Annotated in this window: 15 protein-coding genes; 7 read left to right on the top strand and 8 right to left on the bottom strand. The window is 60.0% G+C overall.

Features of this window, described 5'->3' with window-relative positions:
- Nucleotides 1-12 precede the first annotated feature (12 nt).
- Together AB4N84_RS02600 and AB4N84_RS02605 are read right to left on the bottom strand one after the other, a co-directional pair.
- Nucleotides 13-1,692, bottom strand: a complete 1,680-nt coding sequence (locus tag AB4N84_RS02600) for an MFS transporter (RefSeq protein WP_074759179.1) — start codon at nt 1,690-1,692, stop codon at nt 13-15.
- 394 nt (nt 1,693-2,086) lie between these two features.
- A complete protein-coding gene (locus AB4N84_RS02605) occupies nt 2,087-3,259 on the bottom strand; it encodes an XdhC family protein (protein ID WP_460045151.1) in 1,173 nt (390 codons plus the stop codon).
- Between the two features lie 282 nt (nt 3,260-3,541).
- Between AB4N84_RS02605 and AB4N84_RS02610 the strand changes: the two genes are divergently transcribed.
- From AB4N84_RS02610 to AB4N84_RS02630, 5 genes are all read left to right on the top strand, one after another.
- A complete protein-coding gene (locus AB4N84_RS02610) occupies nt 3,542-3,898 on the top strand; it encodes a DUF427 domain-containing protein (RefSeq protein WP_460045152.1) in 357 nt (118 codons plus the stop codon).
- Between the two features lie 170 nt (nt 3,899-4,068).
- Nucleotides 4,069-6,216, top strand: a complete 2,148-nt coding sequence (gene egtB, locus AB4N84_RS02615) for an ergothioneine biosynthesis protein EgtB (RefSeq protein WP_460045154.1) — start codon at nt 4,069-4,071, stop codon at nt 6,214-6,216.
- Between the two features lie 131 nt (nt 6,217-6,347).
- The gene (locus tag AB4N84_RS02620) at nt 6,348-6,926 is read left to right on the top strand and encodes a TetR/AcrR family transcriptional regulator (protein WP_460045156.1); all 579 of its coding nucleotides are present in this window, start codon (nt 6,348-6,350) and stop codon (nt 6,924-6,926) included.
- A 210-nt stretch (nt 6,927-7,136) separates the two neighbouring features.
- The gene (locus tag AB4N84_RS02625; protein ID WP_460045158.1) at nt 7,137-8,234 is read left to right on the top strand and encodes an enoyl-CoA hydratase/isomerase family protein; all 1,098 of its coding nucleotides are present in this window, start codon (nt 7,137-7,139) and stop codon (nt 8,232-8,234) included.
- A 3-nt stretch (nt 8,235-8,237) separates the two neighbouring features.
- Complete coding sequence (locus AB4N84_RS02630; protein WP_074759167.1) at nt 8,238-9,389, top strand: acyl-CoA dehydrogenase family protein; 1,152 nt, start codon at nt 8,238-8,240, stop codon at nt 9,387-9,389.
- Nucleotides 9,390-9,413: 24 nt separating this feature from the next.
- On the opposite strand, the gene AB4N84_RS02635 is transcribed toward AB4N84_RS02630, so the two are convergent.
- Together AB4N84_RS02635 and AB4N84_RS02640 are read right to left on the bottom strand one after the other, a co-directional pair.
- Complete coding sequence (locus AB4N84_RS02635) at nt 9,414-14,681, bottom strand: hypothetical protein (protein ID WP_460045159.1); 5,268 nt, start codon at nt 14,679-14,681, stop codon at nt 9,414-9,416.
- A gap of 251 nt (nt 14,682-14,932) precedes the next feature.
- Nucleotides 14,933-15,496, bottom strand: coding sequence for an NADPH-dependent FMN reductase (locus tag AB4N84_RS02640; RefSeq protein WP_460045161.1), 564 nt, complete (start codon nt 15,494-15,496; stop codon nt 14,933-14,935).
- Between the two features lie 316 nt (nt 15,497-15,812).
- Here AB4N84_RS02640 and AB4N84_RS02645 point away from each other — a divergent pair, with 316 nt between their 5' ends.
- Nucleotides 15,813-16,025: a hypothetical protein gene (locus tag AB4N84_RS02645; protein WP_074759161.1), complete on the top strand. Its 213-nt coding sequence runs from the start codon at nt 15,813-15,815 to the stop codon at nt 16,023-16,025.
- A 94-nt stretch (nt 16,026-16,119) separates the two neighbouring features.
- On the opposite strand, the gene AB4N84_RS02650 is transcribed toward AB4N84_RS02645, so the two are convergent.
- The 4 genes from AB4N84_RS02650 to AB4N84_RS02665 form a co-directional block, all read right to left on the bottom strand.
- Nucleotides 16,120-16,668: a GNAT family N-acetyltransferase gene (locus AB4N84_RS02650; protein WP_460046926.1), complete on the bottom strand. Its 549-nt coding sequence runs from the start codon at nt 16,666-16,668 to the stop codon at nt 16,120-16,122.
- An 84-nt stretch (nt 16,669-16,752) separates the two neighbouring features.
- Nucleotides 16,753-17,511, bottom strand: a complete 759-nt coding sequence (gene dnaQ / locus AB4N84_RS02655; protein ID WP_460045162.1) for a DNA polymerase III subunit epsilon — start codon at nt 17,509-17,511, stop codon at nt 16,753-16,755.
- Nucleotides 17,512-17,710: 199 nt separating this feature from the next.
- A complete protein-coding gene (gene rnhA, locus AB4N84_RS02660; protein WP_074759157.1) occupies nt 17,711-18,163 on the bottom strand; it encodes a ribonuclease HI in 453 nt (150 codons plus the stop codon).
- A gap of 44 nt (nt 18,164-18,207) precedes the next feature.
- Nucleotides 18,208-18,966, bottom strand: coding sequence for a class I SAM-dependent methyltransferase (locus AB4N84_RS02665; protein ID WP_346829722.1), 759 nt, complete (start codon nt 18,964-18,966; stop codon nt 18,208-18,210).
- 97 nt (nt 18,967-19,063) lie between these two features.
- Between AB4N84_RS02665 and gloB the strand changes: the two genes are divergently transcribed.
- A complete protein-coding gene (gene gloB, locus AB4N84_RS02670; protein ID WP_460045163.1) occupies nt 19,064-19,843 on the top strand; it encodes a hydroxyacylglutathione hydrolase in 780 nt (259 codons plus the stop codon).
- Nucleotides 19,844-19,868 lie beyond the last annotated feature (25 nt).

Below are 19,868 nucleotides of genomic sequence, written 5' to 3' on the forward strand. Positions count from 1 at the left end.
TGCCGGGTTCTGTCATGAAGAGTGCGCGCCAGAAGAGGGAACGGAGGAAGGTGCAGGTGCCGACGGGGTGAACGGCGCCACCGGTTCTGTGGTGATCCACAACCAGGTCGCACGGCTGGTGATCCAGATCATCGTCAAGACCGCGATCAATGCAATGAGCATGAAGACGTCGTTGTAGGCCAGCGTATTGGCCTCGCGGGTCGCGGCCGTCGCCAGGGTGCGTATGCCCTGGCTGGTGCGTGAGGTCGGGTCAGCAATCGCTGACAGTAACGACCCGCTCGAACTCTGCAAACGTGACTGGACCTGCGGGTTGAGCAAGGTCACGTTCTCGACGAGGTAGGACGAATGAAACTTCTCGCGCCAGACCTGAAACGTCCCCAGCAAGGCCGATCCGATCAGGCTGCCGACGTTCTGGGTGATCCCGAACATGACCGAGAAACTCACCATGTTTCGCGGGTTGCTGATCACCCCGCTGATGCCCAGTACCAAGGTTGGACCCAGAAAGAACGTACCGCCAAACGCCAGCAAAAACTGACTGAAATACATTTGTGGCTGACGGGTCAGGCTGGTGGAAAAGCTGTCCATGCCGGAACCGATGGCCATCAGCGCCAGCGAGATGATCAGGGGTTTGAACAGGTGCTGCGGGTCGATGGTCATGGCGCTGACCAGCAGCCCGGCGACGCTGCCCAGCAACATGAATAAATATAAAGTGTGCAACTGCTCCGTGCCCTGGTTCAGGCCCTGTAGAAAACCCACGGCCCCCGTTGCCTGCTCGGACAGCACAATGCGCGTCAACAGCACACTCAAGGCAAACCTCAGCATTCGCCCGCTGCCCAGCCAGCGGGTGATCAGCAGCGGTCGCGTGCGGTTGTGTTCGATCGCCAGCCCTGCACAGATCGTCGCGATGGAAAACGCCAGCGCCATGCCGATCCAGGGCTCTTCCAGCCACCACTCGATCCGTCCCAGCGACAACGCCGCACACAGGGCCGCAAAGCCTGAGGACAGCAATGCAAAGGTCAGGAAGTCGAGCTTCTCGAACGCCTTGAAGCGGTCGCCCGGCGGCAGTTTGAGGACCAGCACACACCCCAGCGACAGCAAACACATGCCGAGCTCAAACAGATACAACCCCCGCCACTCGGCAATCTGCAGCAAGTCTTCGGAGACCAACCGTGCCAGCGGGGTCGCCAACTGTGCAGTTCCCAGCCCCAGCACCAGGGCCTTCATCCGCCACTTCTGCGGGAACGCCTGAATCATGTAATACAGCCCCAACGAACTGAGGGCCGCACCGACCATGCCATGCGCCGCGCGTACCGCGATGGCCGAGTTGATGTCATTGACGAACAGATGGGCGAAGGTCACCAACGCATACAGCACCAGAAAGCCTTCGGTAAACGCACGGAGTCCGTATTGCTGGCGAAATTTCACCAGCAACAGATTGATCGAGACGTTGGTCATGACGTACGCGGCTGGCAGCCAGGCAATTTCTGCCTGCGTGGCCCCCAGCGCGCCCTGCAGGTATTGCAGGTTGGCAACCACCAGCGCATTACCCAACCCGCCGGTCAGCGCGACGATCACGCCGACAATGGCAAACGCCAGCCGCTTGGGCGTCGAGTGCAACGGCGTGGAAGGCGAACCCGGTATGGTCGGCCGCTCATGGGGAGCCCAGTTATGAGGCGTGTACTTGTCGTTCATCGAGCAGACCTGATGGATGCTGTCCTGAGACCGTGACCAGAACGATATGACTCACCGGCCGCTCGCGCGTGATGATGATTCGGCATTATTTGTCGAGTGTCTGAGGATTCATTTGAGGGAGTTTAGATGTTACCGACGGATATGCAGCGCGTGGAGTTCACCTGCAACCCTGCTGCTAACCTGGCTTGCCCACGACGAAAGCAAGCAGACTGTCAGCAATACCCATAAGCGATATCAGGCACATCACCTGTGGGAGTCAGCGTGCTGACGAAGAGGCCGGAACATCCAGCCGGCCTGCCAAGATTGAAACTCAGTACCCGTGAGCAACCTGACCCCACAGGTTCTGCACGCTGACATCGCTCGAGGGCGACCTGCGAGCGAACGGTCGCCGGGCTCACCCGATCATCCGCAATCCTGGCTCCTGCTCAAGCTTCACGTCCACCGCATGAATGCTCGCCTCGCGGTGCTTGAGCATGGCACCCGCACGGCCGTTGAACACCGCATTGATCTCCGACAGGATCGATAACGCCACGCTGTCCGGCGTGTCACCGCCCAGGTCCAGGCCGACGGGGAAATGCAGGGTGGAGAACGCCTGGCCTTCGCGCAGTTGAGCAGGCATTTCATCGAGCAACCGCTCGGTGCGGCTGCGCGGCCCCAGTTGCCCGATGTAGCGCGGCGCACCGTCGAGGACCTGACCGAGCCAGTGACGATCCTGCGTGAGGCTATGGGTCATCACCACCACAGCGGCATCCGCCACCATCGCGGTGAGATCGGGCAAGGCTTGAAGCGGCGCCGCCAGAACCCGGTCTGCTTCGGGAAACCGCTGAGCCCGGGCGAAATGCGGGCGGGCATCGATCACCGTGATGTGCCAGCCCTGCAAGCGCGCCATGCTCACCAACGGAGAAGCGTCATGACCGGCCCCGAAAATCACCAGCCGACGCGGCGCCGGAATGTATTCCAGCAGCACTTCGATCTCCCCGCCCGCCCCTTCATACGTTCGAGTGGCAGAACGACGGGCACTGAGTACCGCACGAAGATCCTCGGCAATCACCTGCGCCAGCCGGCGTTCATGCATGTGCGTGCGCAACCCGCTCGACGGGGACAATGCGACCCGCTCACCGACCGCGACCTGCCGCTCGTTGTGCGAACCAATCACCGTCGCCAACGCGGCGCCGTGACCGCTGGCCTTGACCTCGCGCAGTATGTCCACCACCAGGCTTTCACCTTCTGGCAGCACGCGTTCGAAAAGGATATGCACCGTGCCATTGCAACCCAGGCCAAAACTCAACTCGGCTTCTTCCAGTTCATCGTCGTCGTCGCCGGTGCTGTACGCACGGATCGACGGCTTGCCACTGGCCGTCAACCACCAGGCCTTCTTGCTCACGTCACTTTCCAGGCAACCCCCACTGACGGTTCCCGTGGCTTCACCCACCTGCGCGATGACCATCCGCGCACCGGGTCGTCGGTAAGCCGAACCCTCGACCTTGACCACCGTGGCGATCACTGTTTCCTGCTGCCCGGCCTGCGCCTGATCGAGCGCCGCGAGCAGACTGGATAGATCATTCATGCATGTCCCCACTGAGTCATGAGCTGAAACGGTACTGTTCAATCGGCAAGGCATCGCTGCCTAGCATATTGGTGCGTTTACTTGCTGACTGCCGGCAGCGCCTCAGGTTCAAGCGTTCAATCATTCCGCACAGGCACCCCGCACAGAGCAACGCAAAAAAATACGTTCATCCATATTGCTTCCTACTACACTGCTTTTCCTTCTTCGGTGTCAACGTGCCGACGGGTATTGGCTTGTCGGTCTCTTCTGTAAAACAGAATTCATCGCCACAGGATTATCGTCATGAAAATTCCAGGTCCCGATCACCCCATTACCCTTTCCCCACTCAACGGCCGGGTCACGGTTCAGTTCAATGGCGTCCAGGTCGCGCAAAGCGACAAGGCACTGGAACTGAAGGAAGCCAGCTATCCGCCAGTCATTTATGTGCCCCGCTCGGATATTTCGATTGAACATTACGAAAGAACCGAACATCGAACCCATTGCCCCTACAAGGGTGATGCCAGCTACTTCAGCCTGAACGCCAACGGCCAAACCGCTGAAAACGCCGTCTGGACCTATGAAGAGGCGTATCCCTCAGTGAAAGAAATCGAGGGCCACGTCGCGTTCTACCCGGACAAGGTGACCCTGGACATTCACTGAGTCCTTCCCAGTCATGGCCTCGCTGCATCGCTCCATCGTTTTTGCCACACGACGTCCGGGCCGCAACGAACACCGTTGCGGCCCGCTCATGAGAAGAACGCAGGAAAGCCGTACCGCCTGGCTGCACCGACTCAGCCAACCGGGCGCCGGCAAGATCCGGAGAACACCCGATGACGCGCCATTCACGCCAGCTTCGCGAAACATCCGCCACGTATCCTCTGTGCAAGCGCTATCAGGGCGTGCGTACTCGCACTGAACAACTGGTGGCTCCCCTCAGTGCCGAGGACATGGTGGTGCAGTCGATGCCCGACGCCAGCCCGGCGAAATGGCACATGGCGCACACTACCTGGTTTTTCGAAACCTTCCTGCTGGCCCCCAACCTCCCCGATTACGCGCCGTTCGACCCGACCTTCGGCTACCTCTTCAACTCCTATTACGAAGCCGTAGGCCCACGTCATCCTCGCCCGCAACGAGGGCTGATGACCCGTCCGGGCGTCGATCAGGTGATGGCCTATCGAAAACACGTCGATGAACACATGTCGGCCTTGCTGATGACCCCGTTGTCCGACGAGGTCACAAGTCTGATCGAACTGGGCCTCGCCCACGAGGAGCAGCATCAGGAACTGCTGTTGATGGACATCCTGCACCTGTTCAGCCTGTCGTCGCTCAAGCCCGCGTATAGCCCCGACTGGCCGAAAGATGCTTCTGGACGGCGCGGCCAGTTCAAGCCATTGAGCGCCGGGTTGACGCAAATCGGTCACGACGGCCACGGCTTTGCGTTCGATCATGAAGGCCCGCGACATACCACGTACCTGCAATCCTTCGAAATCAGCGATCGGCTGGTCACCAATGGCGAATGGCTGAGCTTCATCGCAGACGGCGGTTATCACACCGCTGCTCTGTGGTTGTCCGAAGGCTGGACGATGGTTCAGGAAAATGGCTGGAACGCGCCGCTGTACTGGCAACACGACGAGAACGGCTGGAAACGCATGAGCCTGCGCGGACTGGAGCCCATCGACCCGGCAGGTCCTGTGACGCACATCAGTTATTACGAAGCCGCCGCGTTCGCCACGTGGGCCGACGCCCGCCTGCCGACGGAGGCCGAATGGGAAGCCGCCGCCCGGGCCGGTTTACTGGAACAGGTCGATGATGTGGCCTGGCAGTGGACACAAAGTGCCTACAGCGCCTACCCCGGTTTCAAGCCTTCGGCCGGTGCCGTGGGTGAGTACAACGGTAAATTCATGGTCAACCAGATGGTCCTGCGCGGTGGCGCCAGCGTGACCTCGCCCGATCACTGCCGCCTGACCTATCGCAACTTCTTCCAGACCGAAAAACGCTGGATGGTTGCCGGGTTGCGCCTGGCCCGTGACAGCCGCCAACCGGGCGTGGTGAATCCCAACGACAGCGAGTTCGCCCGCGATGTCGTTGCAGGTTTATCGGAACCGACCAAGACGCTGTCGCCGAAATATTTCTATGACGCGATGGGGTCGGACCTGTTCGAGGCCATCTGCGAAACCGCCGAGTATTACCCGACGCGCGCTGAAACCGGCTTGCTCAAAGGCATTGCGGATCAGATCGCCGCGTCGATCCCCGACGGTGCCGCGCTAGTGGAATTTGGCAGCGGCGCCAGCGAGAAAACCCGACTGGTGCTGGACGCCGCGCCGCACATTGCCGTTTACGTGCCGATCGACATCAGCGCCACTGCGTTGAACAAGGCGGCGCAGTCGTTACGCAAGAAGTACCCGACGCTGGTGGTTGCACCACAGGTGGACGACTTCACTCGCGTACTGACCCTGCCCAAGGAAGCCGATGGCCACACCCGCGTCGGTTTCTTTCCGGGCTCGACCATCGGTAACTTCACCCACGAACAGGCCGTGGACTTCCTTCATGCGGCACACGATGTGCTGGGGAAGAACGCTCACTTCATCGTCGGCGTGGACATGGTCAAAGACGCTCACACGCTCGTTGCGGCCTATGACGATGCCGAGGGCGTCACGGCACGCTTCAACAAGAACCTGCTGACGCGCATCAATCGCGAGCTGAGTGCCGACTTCAACGTCGGGGCATTCGATCATCTGGCAGTCTGGAATGCCGATCGGGAGCGCATGGAAATGCATCTGGTGAGTCAGGTCGAGCAGGTGGTAAACGTTGCGGGCCACCGCTTTCACTTTGCTGCCGGTGAGCGGCTGCACACTGAGAACTCGCACAAGTTCACGGTGGCGTCTTTTACTGAACTGGCGGCGCGTGCAGGATGGTCGGTCAGCCAGGTCTGGATCAGCGACGCGCCAGAGATGGCGTTGTTCAGCCTGCAAGCGTAGAACCGTTGCGGTGCGCTGACCGGCGCACCGCAACCGATCCTTCTGGCGCTTATCGACGCCAGCCGTACCCGGCTGATAACGTCCAGCCTCTTCAAAACCGACCCGACCCGGTACAGGCAGCTTGCCCCTCCATGGCTAAACCATCGCACCGTGAAAAGATACTGACCGAAGGATTGAAGGTTGTTCACCAGCGAGGGTTCGCAGGCGCCAGTGTGCGTGACATCGTGCAGGCGGCCGGGGTGCCTCAGGGGTCGTTCACCAATCATTTCGTGTCCAAGGAAGCCTTCGGCCTGGAGATTATCGACCTCTACTTCGAAGGCACCCGACAAATGGTCGGACAGACCTTGCTCAACCCGTCACTGCCACCCATCGCGCGTGTGCAAGCCTATGTCGACTTCCACAAAAGCGCGCTCGAATGCGCCGTAAACAAAGGGTGTCTGTTCGGCAACTTCACCGCTGAGAGCACCGAACACAGTGAGCCGATCCGCGCGCGTCTGGCGCAGATTTATGACTGGCTCAGCGACCACGTTAGTGGTTGTCTGGACGAGGCCATTCAAGCGGACGACCTGCCCCGGGACTTCAACAGCCGCCAGGTCGCCCTGTTCATCATCGCCTCGGTACAAGGCGCCGTTCTGCTGGCCAAGGCCCAGCGCAACACCGCCGCGCTGGACAGTTTCTCCACGATTCTGGCGACCAGCGTCCTGCGCTGAGCGGCGACAGCGAACGCCTTTGCTGCAGGGCGCCGGGTCGCGATTAAGCGGTGAATACCCGTTCTCCCATGCAAACTTGCACACCCACCCAGCACGATTCTTCATTGTCATTTGCAAAATTGCGCTGTTAGCATCCCTGCTGAACCTCATGGAATGCGGCTCGAATGGCCGCCTGAACGAGCAAGAATAAAAAGCCACAGGGAGTCTGCAATGACGGCACAGGTAGTATCGGCCAAGTCCTCAGGTCATGAACCGGCCTGCGACACCGTTCTGTCCGACGTACGCAATCATATTGGCCACATCACCCTCAATCGCCCACAAGGGCTCAATGCCATCGATCTGGACATGGTCCGCCAGTTGCAACGCCAGCTGGATGAATGGGCCACCGACGACAAGGTCTATGCAGTGGTGTTGCGCGGGGCCGGCGAGAAGGCTTTCTGTGCGGGGGGCGACATCCGCGCGCTCTACGACAGCTTCAAACACGGTGAGCCCCACCATCAGGACTTCTTCGTCGAAGAATATGCGCTGGACCTCACCCTCCATCACTACCGCAAACCCGTCATGGCCTTGATGGACGGCTTCGTGCTGGGCGGCGGGATGGGCCTGGCGCAGGGCGTGGACCTGCGCGTGGTGACCGAGCGCAGCCGGCTGGCGATGCCTGAAGTGGCGATCGGCTATTTCCCTGACGTTGGCGGCAGTTATTTCCTGCCGCGCGTGCCCGGGGAACTGGGCATTTATCTGGGCGTCACCGGCGTGCAGATTCAAGCGGCCGATGCGCTGTACTGCGGCCTGGCTGACTGGTACCTGCAAAGCGCACGCGTGAATGATCTCGACCGCCAGCTCGACAACCTGAAGTGGACACTGACCCCGCTCAAGGACCTGCAAGGCGTGCTGGCGAGAATCGCCGTGCAGCGCCTGCCGGATCCGCCGCTGGAAAAACTGCGCCCGGCCATCGATCATTTCTTTGCCCTGCCGGACATCCCGAGCATCATCGAGCAACTGCTGGAAGTGACCGTCATCGACACCCACAGCTGGGCCGTCGACACGGCCAATCTGATGAAAACCCGTTCCCCCCTGGCCATGGCCGTGACGCTGGAGATGCTGCGCCGGGGTCGACACCTGACGCTGGAAGGCTGCTTCGAACTGGAGTTGCATCTGGACCGGCAGTGGTTCGAACGGGGCGACCTGATCGAAGGCGTCCGCGCCCTGATCGTAGACAAAGACAAGAAGCCGCAATGGAACCCGCCCACCGTGCAGGCACTGAATGCCGAACACGTGGCGAGCTTCTTCAGCGGTCATGAGGCATGACCTATGCAAGACCTTGAACTGACCGAAGAACAGATCATGATCCGCGACATGGCGCGCGAATTTGCGCGCAACGAAATCGCGCCCCATGCACACGCGTGGGAACAGGCCGGATGGATCGATGACAGGCTCGTCGACAAGCTCGGCGAGCTGGGGCTGCTGGGCATGATCGTCCCGGAGCAGTGGGGCGGCACCTACATCGACTACGTGGCCTACGCCCTGGCGGTGGAGGAGATCTCCGCCGGTGACGCTGCGACCGGCACCTTGATGAGCGTGCACAGCTCGGTGGGTTGCGGCCCCGTGCTCAATTACGGCAGCGAAGAACAGAAGCAAGCGTGGCTGGAAAAACTCGCCAGCGGCAAAGCCATCGGCTGTTTTTGCCTGACCGAACCGCAGGCCGGTTCCGAAGCCCACAACCTGCGCACCCGCGCCGAGCTCAAAGACGGTGAATGGGTGCTCAACGGCGCCAAGCAATTCGTCAGCAACGGCAAGCGCGCCCACTTGGCAATCGTCTTTGCGGTGACCGATCCAGAGTTGGGCAAGAAAGGCATCTCGGCGTTTCTGGTGCCCACGGACAACCCCGGTTATCGCGTCGACCGAATGGAACACAAGATGGGCATCCGCGCCTCGGACACGTGCGCGGTGACCTTGAGCGACTGTCGGATTCCCGCGTCCAGTCTGCTGGGCGAGCGTGGCAAGGGGCTGTCGATTGCCCTCTCCAACCTTGAAGGCGGACGCATCGGCATCGCCGCACAAGCCTTGGGCATCGCGCGTGCAGCGTTTGAAGCGGCGCTGGTGTATGCGCGTGAACGGGTGCAGTTCGACAAGCCGATCATCGAACACCAGAGCGTCTCGAACCTGCTGGCCGACATGCACACCCGCATCAACGCCTCACGCTTGATGGTCCTGCACGCCGCGCGCTTGCGCACGGCGGGCAGGCCTTGTCTGTCGGAAGCCTCACAAGCCAAGCTATTTGCGTCGGAGATGGCCGAGTGGGTCTGCTCCAAAGCGGTACAGATTCATGGCGGCTACGGCTACCTCGAAGACTACCCGGTGGAAAAATACTACCGGGACGCACGTATCACCCAGATCTACGAAGGCTCCAGCGAAATCCAGCGCCTGCTGATCGCCCGCGAGCTGCGGCACTACGCGCTGTAATAGCCTCGCGCGGTGCCGACTGCTTCACGGGGTCGGCACCACGTAGTTGTGGCGACCGAGCAGCAACACCAGCAGAGTCACCGAGTCGGCATTGCTCAGCAACAGCTGACTGCGCTTGACCGCATCCGTCAGAAACACATCCCGTGCAGCATCAAGGTTTCGTGTGCCGGTGATCCGCAAGACCGCATCGTAGCCGCTGCCCTCGCTGCGACCGAGATCTCGCCACTGACCGTCCTTCTGGTACAGAAAAAGGTTGGCTTTCTGCGTCAGATGCGACATGCCCTGGCTATGCACCAGTGCCAGATCGGCCTTGAGCCTAACGTTATTCGCGTTGTCCTCCAGCAGAAGGTCAGGATAAGGCGCCGACGTTTCCAGATAGACGATGTCATGGGTGTCCGCGACCAGGTGCGAAAACTCATGAATCAATGTCGCCGCCTGAAAATGCGGGACCAGTTCGAAACCTTCGGTTCGCGCCCGGGCATTCAGCGAATAAGGTAAAACGTCGAAAAAACGCTCGGTCAGGAACATGCGTTTTTGTGGATCACGCTTGAACACAAAGCCCGTGGTCGGGTCCTTGACCGATCGATTGGTGCCGACGACATACCGCGACGACGAATGCGTCGACATGGACGCATCCATCAGCCCGTCGTACAGCAACTTGATCACGCGTTCGGTTTCGCTCAGCAAGCGCTGGTCAGGGGTCACGACACCATAGAAATCCGTCAGAATCTTATTGACCCGGGGATCCAGCGGTTTGCCTCGCTGATGGATATGCAGGTTATCCAGGCAGTTCTCCAGATACCGTTTGCTGTAGAGCTGCGCTTCAGCAATTTGCAGGGCTTTATCCCGATAACGTGCGCGAATTTCCGGCATGCCGGTCGCCTGGACCACCATGATCTCGTCAATATCGAGGTCCAGGAGCGCTGATCGCATTCGAGTGATCAGACCACCGCCCTTCAAGCCCAGCTTCAAATCGAGTTGCCAGCGCTGACTGGCGTCCATTTCAAGCATCGGCCCTGGCGCGCCATCGGCACCGATGATCATCCACCGGGTTTCGTCCGTGGTTCGCGCGACCTGATACACCCGCCCCCTGACCGACGCATAGAAGCGCGTACCGCCGGCGCCGATGTACAGGCTTAACAGCTCATCGTGTTGAAGCTCGTTCAGCGCCACATCCTTGACTTCCAGTGCGCCTAATCGCACCCATTGCTCGGGGGTCAATCGTGGGTCAGACCAGGAGAACGTCGTGGTCTCGTCTTCCAGCGCCTCGATGACATCGGGTTGCGACTCGCCCCCGCTCACCAAGTCGTCGTCAACCTGCTCCCGGGCGCTGGCCATCACACCCAGTGCCGCAGAAAACTCCGAGAGTGCCTCGCCCCAGCGCTTGCCCTGTGCCGAGGCGGCCGAGGCCCGCAGCAGGGTTTCGCTTTGCCACAAACCGACCAGCGCACCGAGTTTGCCGGGCATCAAACTCATGATCTGCTCAACCCCAAGGGTCAGCAGAAACCGGGTTGATGCCTCGCTTGCCTCGGCGTTTGTCACCGTGTTTGCGCGTCCGATGTCCAGCAGCACACGCAATGCATTGCCAAACATGAACTCCAGAGCGTTGCCCTTTTGCTCGGCCAGCGCCAGCGTCACCGGGCCCGGTGTTTCAAACGGCACTTCCCCCAGCCCATCGACATTGAAAGGCAGATGCGGCTCGACAAAACCTCCCTGGTCGTAACGTCGGCGTGTGAACGGATCAAGGCGCGCAAGCAGCAGTTTCTGCAGCGCTTCGTCACTGCGAATGTCTACGAGCAGCGCATCCAGACTGGCGTATTCTTTGATACTGAAGTCCGAGTTGTAAACGGTGTGAAGGATCACGGGCCCGCTGGCAGCACCGCGTGCACAGATCAAGTAGACGCCCGGAACACCGTCGGGCGCCATGCCCGCGTCAGCCACCAATTGCAGCGGGCTGATGATGACCGGTGTTTGACCCACCGGCTCCCTTGCAATCCCGTCCGGCATCATGATCACGGCCAGAATGTAGTGGTAGGCCTGATCACTGATGTTCCCTTGAAGCTTTTCTTCCAGTGCCCGGATGGCCATCATCGGGGGCAGTTGGTCGAAAAAGTACTCGTGACGCAGCGGGTAATCGGGGCTTTTCGGGCTCAGCGCATTTTCCAGCAGCGTCATGTAACCACCGCCCACGTCGAGCTTGTCGATCAACCCGCGCAAGTAGTCCGGCGTCAGTAACTCGGCCGCACTTGGCTGGTCTGGCGCAGTGACACTCAGCGCTGCGTCCTGGATGGTGACGAAGCGGTTCAGCGCGTATTCGGTCAGCGACTCGCTGTTGACGATGGTCGAAGCAGGAATGCCCGACGGTGTCTGCCCCGCATTTGGCAATCCCGGCACATAATGGCGCAGCGTCACAACAATGTGGTCAGGGTCCCAGGATTGCTCCTTAAAATCCTTGCCCAACTGCTGGAGCAATTGCTCACGGGAGTAGCTTTGCAACGAGGGAATGTCGAACAGAAAATCCGGCTGGTCACTGGTCTGCTGATCGAAGCGGTGCAGCCTGTCGGCATACAGCATCTGGTCTGCGGGGGAGGCCTCCAACAGCCAGTCCGGCAGCAAGGCCTGCATCAATGCACTGTCGATGCGCAGTGACAATGTGTCCAGTGCGCGACTCAGATACGTATCGCAATTAACCTCCTCGATCATGCGGGCAAACAGCTCAGCCTCCAGACCGCAGCGAAGGGCCCTGGCAGTGACCTGCTTGAGATTTTGCTGCTGGCGGTCAAGCGCGCGGGTTTGAAGGGCCGTGAGGGCATGATCGTCGACCCGGTCGAGCCGAATCACCACCGTACTGTCGGCGTCTTGCTGCAAGTGTTTTTGCAGCAACGCCCGGTCGTAGGCGCCGGTCAGCGCCAGCATCTGGTCACGGTGTACTCCGTAAAACCCGTTCCGCACATGGTCCTGCATCTGTTTGACAGAGGAAAAGCTGCACCAGCCTTTCACCCCGTTCCAGAGCATCACCCCACCGTTTTGCGCTTGTGGTTGCCACACCACCAGCATGTCACTCAACGGGGTCGCGCGATTGTTGCCGTACAGGACCGACACCAGAAACGCTTCGGTCACAGGCCCGGGGAGCCCGGTTCTCAAACCACGAACCGGTCGATCCAGAACCTGCTGGGCCATGTTCAGCTCATCAAGCTCAATGTCATTGGTGCGACGCTTGACCGCCAGATCCAGGCGCAAGATGTCTTCACGCAAATACCGCGCAACCGTTTCGGGCCTCCACTTCTCATCGCCGTCACGCCATACGCCCTCCCGGCATTGCTTGACGTAGCGCTGATAAAGCTCGACGAAGTCGAACGCCGCGCTGTCCAGCACATGGTTGATCAGAGGGACGTCAAGGTCATTGAGCATCGACTCGTCCGAGCCCGATGACAGACGCTGCACGATTTGCGCATCGGTAACCACGGCGTCGTTCCAATGACCACTGACTCGCTCGATGAGCAGCGACACCAGATCTCTGGAAACGCGCGCCGGTTGCACGCTGACGGGGACGGCGGCTTCGCCATTGGCCGGGGGATCCAGAGAATCGACAGCAGCCGGTGCCTGCCACGTCACCCAAATAAGCGCTGGGTCCACGTCCGTCGTGTTCACGACGCACAAATAGTGCTGCAGCAATTGAGCGCAGTAGTGACGAAGACCGTCGCCCACGTGTCGCAGCTGGGTGGCCCTGGCCTCAAAAATCTGAGTCTGCTCAACCCACGACGGCGCAGGCTCGCTTCGGGATCTGGGCGCCTGGACCTGAATCAAGTCGTCGGAGACGCTGCCTTCCCAGACCGAGGCAAAATTGATCAGGGCATCCACCCGCCAGCGTCGGGCACTGAATTGCAGTTGCCGAGGGTCCATCAGCAACCGGACATCGAGCGCGTCGTCGACCATCGCCGAAAAACTTTCGGAGTTGATCACCACACTCAACCCATACGCCAGATTTCGCGCTTGCACGGCGATGATCGAATCGACCCGCTCGGCGAAGAGCGCAGTCTCGATGGTGTTCAGACCCAGCTGCCACGTGTCGGGCGCAAGCACGATGCCCTGATCGTCCAGGGCCAGCGACCGACGCAACCACTCACAGCCTTCGGGCGTCGCGGCAAAGGTCTGCAACGCTGCAAGATTGTCGAACGGCAGCAACCGGTGCTGAGGTGAAAACCAGAGCAACGGGGTGTCGGAACCCGCGCCGAGACGCACCACGAACGTTCCCGCCAGTGAGTACGACCTGCCGTCATTCCCCACTATCGCCATTCGCGCCAGACGCGCATTGCCATCAGCAGGCAACGTGCCATGGGCCGACCGTAACAGAGACTGCAACACGTGCCGGGCCTGCTTCGACAGCTCGGTTTGATTGAGCTGCCGATACAACGCATGGCGCACACTGGCGCTAAAGCTCTCCACCGCGAGGTCACGACGGGTTCGCTGGTGCATCAGCTTTTCTTCCCAGAACGCCTTGAGCAGCACGCCATAGTGGTCGCCAACATGGCTCACCGCCTTGCCCAACGCCTGGGCCATCAGCTGCGTATTTTCAACACCCAATGGCTGCCCGTCGGGCGCGAGGAATCGTCGCTCGACACTGGGCAGCAACGTCCTGCCGCTGCCATCCTCAAAAGCGGCCTGAGCCAGGGTTTGGGTCATCAGCACGATGTCCGGATTGTTCGCCGAGCCCCGCTCCACGACCTGAAGCAACTGATTTTCCGCATCGATGTTCAACTGCGGCAGCGTGTCCGACAGTTGATGTTTGAGCGAACGCACCAACGCCGTGAACAGCGAGGGTGTCTGTGAGAGCGCGTCAGTCAGCCTGGCGACGCGCTCGGCCTGATAATCGACGATTTCCAGCATTTGCGCCTGAAACACATCGTCATCGATTTTTTCGTACTCGAAATTGGCGGTCACACTCGCCTCGGCGAAATAGCGCTGCAGCGCGGCCAACAGGTCGATGCGATGTTCGAAGCGTTCGATACCGTGGGCCAGCGTGTACAGATAGACCTGCGGCTGGCTGCCATTTGCGTGGCTCAGCAGCAAAGCCGCCGCCAGTTCGAATGGCGTCACCCTGCTCGAATCAAGCGTCAGGCGGTCGACTCGGACAGGGTCTGGTGCCTCGCTTTCACTGTGGCGAGTCACGCGTTGCAGCCATCGCTGCTCTTCGGCCGTAAGCCGCTGCTCAATCACCGCCTCGCCAAGCGCGTCGATGAACCGCTGCTTGAGTGAAGCTGCGTGGAAATAGGGAGAAGACGTCGAGGACATAACAGTTCCTTTTGCACAATAACGCCCCGCCAGCAACTGACAGGGGCAACAATGGCAAAGGAGCGTATGGTCGAATTTCGTACGAACTGCGTTACATAACGCTGTCATGCAGAGGGGATATTCAGGATTGACTGACGGCCCTGGGCCGCCTGGCTAACGGCGAGATCATGCAGGTCGTGTCGTCAATCCCTGACGTGTGGGAGTGAGCCCGCTCACTCCCACACGGGTTCGCAGTGTTTGAAGCGCTGTGATCAGGCCTTGACCGTCCGGGCCACGTGCGCGGCGAAGCCGTCGATAATGCTCTGCAGGAACGGCCGGGTTTTCTCGCTGAGCTTGCCCTTCTCATCGAAGAAGCTGCCAGCGTTACCCAGATACGCCTCAGGCTGCTGCATGCACAGCACATCAAGGAACACGAAACTCTGACGCAAGTGCTGGTTGGCACCGAAGCCGCCAATCGCGCCCGGAGAAACACTCACCACCGCCGCAGGCTTGGCTTTGCCCCAGGCGCTCTTGCCATAGGGCCGGGAGCCCACGTCAATGGCGTTTTTCAGCACGCCCGGCACCGAACGGTTGTATTCCGGCGTGACGAACAGAAAACCGTCCGCGCCTTGCAGCGCCTGACGGAACGCGGTGTAAGCGGCGGGCGGTGAATCCAGATCAATGTCTTCGTTGTAGAGCGGCAGATCGCCGATCTCGACGATGCTCAGTTTCAGGCTGGAGGGCGCCAACTCTGCCAGTGCGCGGGCAACCTTGCGGTTGAGTGAGTCTTTTCTCAGACTGCCGACGATCACCGCAATCGAATGAACCTGGCTCATGAAGCTGACCTTCTTCTAATGGAGGAATGGACAGTTATAGATGAAAGATGCGATGTCTACCGCCCTGTTTTTTCGTTATCACTGATCGAAAAAAATGATACGTGACGCCCATACCGGGTATTGCGGCGATACCGTTGGTCGAGACTATTTTTTCCTCCACGGAAAACTCCCCCTTAAAACAGCGGTCTGAGAGGCTTGAGTGAGGAAGGTACGTACATAACCTACAGAATTCCCTTACAAGCGGACACGGACCCTTCGCGCGCAGTGTTACGATGCGGACGAAAACGAGCAGTTATTTCCAGAGGTTACAAAGCAAATGGCTTCAGTTCTAGTTGGGCAATTTCATGCCAGAGATGCGGAAGGCCGCATCTACCCGGTGCATGAATTCCGCGAATCACAGCCGGAAGAGGCTGACGGCAAGGAGCCCGTGTCTACCTATCGCCTGGCCATTGGCGACCGCGTGACTCATCTGGGCGGCGACGAGTTCGAGTTGCTCCAGTCGGGAATCAAACTGACCAGGGTGGTTTAAAAGCCGTTACAGGCACCAGGCTTTACGTGGCACGTTAACGGCTGTCCGCAATCTGGCCACCGACCGCGTTCGGCTCAGCGCTTGCGGCTTGCAGCTAAAACACCAGATACCAGAAGATGGCGGCTTCGCGGGTGGCCGGATCAATCGCGCGATAACGCAGACGATCCACCCCGCCGACCACAAATCCGTAGCTTTCATACAGTTTGCACGCCGCCAGGTTGTTGTTCTGGGTTTCCAGCATGATGCCGGGCAGGTTGTGTTTCTGGCTCCAGAACTGCGCGACGTCCAGCAGTTTGCGTGCAACGCCATTGCGTCGGGCGAGCGTGTCCACGGCGAGTTCATCAATGTGTGCAAAGCCGTTCCAGTGCCTGCTGATGACAATGTGGCCCACTGGATCCTCGTCGAGCCACGCCACCAGCACGGTGCCGTCCGCCGCGTCCCGGTAATGGCAGAACTCTTCCGAGTCGATGCCGTAATTCTTGAGATAAGGTTCGACCGGGTCGATGCGCCATTGCGCGACCGGTGTGCCGATCTGCACCTGAGCGTAGCCGGTGACCGTAAACGTGAATTCGCAGTTGAGGATGTAGTCTTCGAAGCACTCGTCTGCGACACGAATGCTCAACGTGGGGTTCGCCATTGTCACCATGGGCCTCCTGCACCATCGATGAAAGGATCACACCCGTGTGCGGCCGGTCATCCATGATGCCCGCCGCCTACGTTGCAGCCCTTAAGCTTGAGCCTGAGCTTCCAGCAGTTGAGTCCACAAGGCCGGCGCTCCGGCTGACTTGGCAATCACTGCGAGCCGCGCCTCATGGTCCGCCATTTCCGCATCGCTGGCGACAATGACCCGGCCCGGCGCGCGATTGACGATGCGGCGAACTTCTGTCGGCCGGTCAGCACCGCCTTCGCCATCATTGTTACCCGCCAGAGACAAGGTCGTCTGGCCACCGGTCATCGCCAGATAGACGTCAGCCAGAATCTCGGAGTCGAGCAGTGCGCCGTGCAGTTCGCGGCCCGAGTTGTCGACATCGTAGCGTTTGCACAGGGCGTCGAGGCTGTTGCGCTGCCCTGGGTGACGCTCCCGGGCCATGGCCAGGGTATCGAGGATCGTGCAATAGGTGCTGAGGTCCGAACGGTCGTTCTGACCGATCAGGGCAAATTCATTGTTGAGGAAGCCAACGTCGAACGCTGCGTTGTGGATGATCAGTTGCGCGCCTTTGATGAATTCGAAGAATTCATCGGCGACTTCAGCGAACCGGGGTTTGCCGATCAGGAACTGATCCGTGATGCCGTGAACGCCGATGGCGCCCTCGTCACTCTCGCGATCCGGTTGCAGGTACACGTGAAAGTGACGCCCGGTCAGGCGCCGACCGATCAACTCCACACAACCGATCTCGATCACCCGATGGCCATCAGTTACCGGCATGCCCGTGGTTTCGGTGTCGAGTACGACCCTACGTTCAGTGATGATGTTTTGTACCGTCATTGCCTACCGCCTCACTTTCAGGCGCGAATACTAACATGGGTGTTTTCGGGATGTGCAGGACCGACGATCGACGATCCCGCCCTGTGGGAGCGAATTCATTCGCGATACGGTTTATCAGTCGACCTCGTTAAGTCGAATGTACCGACGTCTCGCGAATGAATTCGCTCCCACAAGGGTTCAGCGTTTCTGGTTGCAACAATTAACCGTGTTTGATCCCACGCACTTCATCCACTCCACGGTTCGCCAACTGGTCGGCCCGTTCGTTGCCGTGGTGGCCAATGTGTCCGCGTACCCATTTCCAGGTGACGTTGTGGCGACTGACCTGCTCGTCCAGCTGCTTCCACAGGTCGGCATTCTTCACCGGCTCTTTGGCGGCGGTCTTCCAGCCGCGTTTCTTCCAGTTGACCATCCACTCGGTGATGCCTTTCATCACGTACTGGGAATCGGTCACCAGAATCACGTCGCAGGGACGCTTCAGCTCTTCCAGCCCGCGAATGGCGCCAAGCAGCTCCATGCGGTTGTTGGTGGTGTTGGCCTCACCGCCCCACAGTTCTTTTTCAACGCCTTTACACACCAGCAACGCGCCCCAGCCGCCGGGGCCTGGGTTGCCTTTGCAGGCGCCATCGGAAAAGAGTTCTACGGTATCGCTCATTACGACTTATTCCAGAATTTGAAAGGCCGGGTACAGCCTGAAGATCAAGGCTCGGGGCTGCGCCGATTGACCTTGGCCATCGGCAATGGAAGCAGTTTGCCCATGGGCTCGCGACGCGGCATGCGCACAGGCCGAAGCCCGACGACCAGTTTGCGCGCCACTAATAAATAGAAGCCGCCACCGGGGCTTTGCCAACCGTCGCCCAGACGCTCCAGGCCCGATAACCGGGTCTGCCACTTGGGCGAAGCAAGCGGCGGACGATAGCATCCGAACCGGCGTTTCTCCAGCGCAAAGCCCAGCAGGTTGAGCCAGTCCCCCACCCGGGAAGGCGAAATACAGCGCGCTCGGCGCAAGGCGTCGTTGGCGAAGAAATGACGAATGCCCCAGGTGCTCCAAGGGTTGATGCCCACGATCAGCAGATGGCCACCCGGCCGCACGCTGCTCGCCGCTTCGCGCAGCAGGCCGTGGGGGGAAAGGCAGAAGTCCAGGCCGTGCTGCATGACGACGACGTCCGCGGCATGCTCACTCAAGGGCCAGGCCTGTTCTTCACAGACGATCTCGACCCCCGGCAAAGGCGCGCCCAGCCGCACATTGCGCTGAACCTGTTTGGCGGCAGGCGGCGTTTGCGCCGACGGGCCGTAGTGCACGAGATAACCCCCGAAGAATCGCTCGAGCTCTTCCTCGAGCACCCGGCGCTCTTCTTCCAGCAGCAATTGCCCCAACGGCCCGGACAACCATTCACGGGCAGAGCTGATCAACTCAAGCCATTCGGGGTCGGCCTGGGCGAACGCTTCATCGGTCATTTCCGGTCTCCATGAGTGATCCTCGGCGAGCGCGGCTCGCCTGGACGCTGTTCAGACTCTAAGATGCTTCTTTGTTCTCAACAAAGCGAACCGCGCCATGATACAGATCGATGCCCTGCCCGCTTTCACCGACAACTACATCTGGTTGTTACAAGACAATGCCAGCAAGCGCTGCGCAGTCGTCGATCCGGGCGATGCGGCACCGGTCCTCGCCTGGCTGGGCAACAACCCCGGCTGGCAACTGAGTGACATCCTTGTGACTCACCATCATGCCGATCATACCGGCGGTGTTGCCGAGCTGAAAAACATCACGGGCGCCAACGTCTATGGGCCAGCCAACGAGAAGATTCCTGCCCGGGATGTCGCATTGTCCGACAACGATAAGATCACCGTACTCGGCCTTGGGTTCGCCGTCCATGCGGTTCCGGGCCACACACTGGGCCATATCGCCTTTTATCACGCCGACCCACAATCACCGCTGCTGTTTTGCGGCGACACCCTGTTCGCGGCTGGCTGCGGTCGCCTGTTCGAGGGCACGCCCGAGCAGATGCACCACTCCCTGTCGCGACTGGGCGCACTGCCCGACAACACCCGCGTCTACTGCACCCACGAATACACCTTGAGCAACCTGCGCTTTGCCGTGGCCGTCGAACCGGACAACCCCGACGTCACCGGCCGCTTCGAGCAAGTGACGCAATGGCGTGAAGAGAACCGCATCAGCCTGCCGTCCACGTTGGCGCTGGAACACAAGACCAATCCGTTTCTACGTGTTTCACAGCCTGCGGTGAAACAAAAAGCAGACGAACGGACCGGTACAGACAACACCTCGCCCACAGCGGTTTTTGCCGCCCTGAGGGCGTGGAAAGATAAGTTCTAATCCGCGTCGGGATCAGCACAAAAAT

This window comes from Pseudomonas sp. S2_H01, from assembly GCF_054668305.1.

Coding starts and splice junctions, on each gene's coding strand:
- AB4N84_RS02600 (WP_074759179.1), bottom strand. CDS start 1,692: ATGAACGACAAGTACACGCCTCATAACTGGGCTCCCCATGAGCGGCCG.
- AB4N84_RS02605 (WP_460045151.1), bottom strand. CDS start 3,259: ATGAATGATCTATCCAGTCTGCTCGCGGCGCTCGATCAGGCGCAGGCC.
- AB4N84_RS02610 (WP_460045152.1), top strand. CDS start 3,542: ATGAAAATTCCAGGTCCCGATCACCCCATTACCCTTTCCCCACTCAAC.
- egtB (WP_460045154.1), top strand. CDS start 4,069: ATGACGCGCCATTCACGCCAGCTTCGCGAAACATCCGCCACGTATCCT.
- AB4N84_RS02620 (WP_460045156.1), top strand. CDS start 6,348: ATGGCTAAACCATCGCACCGTGAAAAGATACTGACCGAAGGATTGAAG.
- AB4N84_RS02625 (WP_460045158.1), top strand. CDS start 7,137: ATGACGGCACAGGTAGTATCGGCCAAGTCCTCAGGTCATGAACCGGCC.
- AB4N84_RS02630 (WP_074759167.1), top strand. CDS start 8,238: ATGCAAGACCTTGAACTGACCGAAGAACAGATCATGATCCGCGACATG.
- AB4N84_RS02635 (WP_460045159.1), bottom strand. CDS start 14,681: ATGTCCTCGACGTCTTCTCCCTATTTCCACGCAGCTTCACTCAAGCAG.
- AB4N84_RS02640 (WP_460045161.1), bottom strand. CDS start 15,496: ATGAGCCAGGTTCATTCGATTGCGGTGATCGTCGGCAGTCTGAGAAAA.
- AB4N84_RS02645 (WP_074759161.1), top strand. CDS start 15,813: ATGGCTTCAGTTCTAGTTGGGCAATTTCATGCCAGAGATGCGGAAGGC.
- dnaQ (WP_460045162.1), bottom strand. CDS start 17,511: ATGACGGTACAAAACATCATCACTGAACGTAGGGTCGTACTCGACACC.
- rnhA (WP_074759157.1), bottom strand. CDS start 18,163: ATGAGCGATACCGTAGAACTCTTTTCCGATGGCGCCTGCAAAGGCAAC.
- AB4N84_RS02665 (WP_346829722.1), bottom strand. CDS start 18,966: ATGACCGATGAAGCGTTCGCCCAGGCCGACCCCGAATGGCTTGAGTTG.
- gloB (WP_460045163.1), top strand. CDS start 19,064: ATGATACAGATCGATGCCCTGCCCGCTTTCACCGACAACTACATCTGG.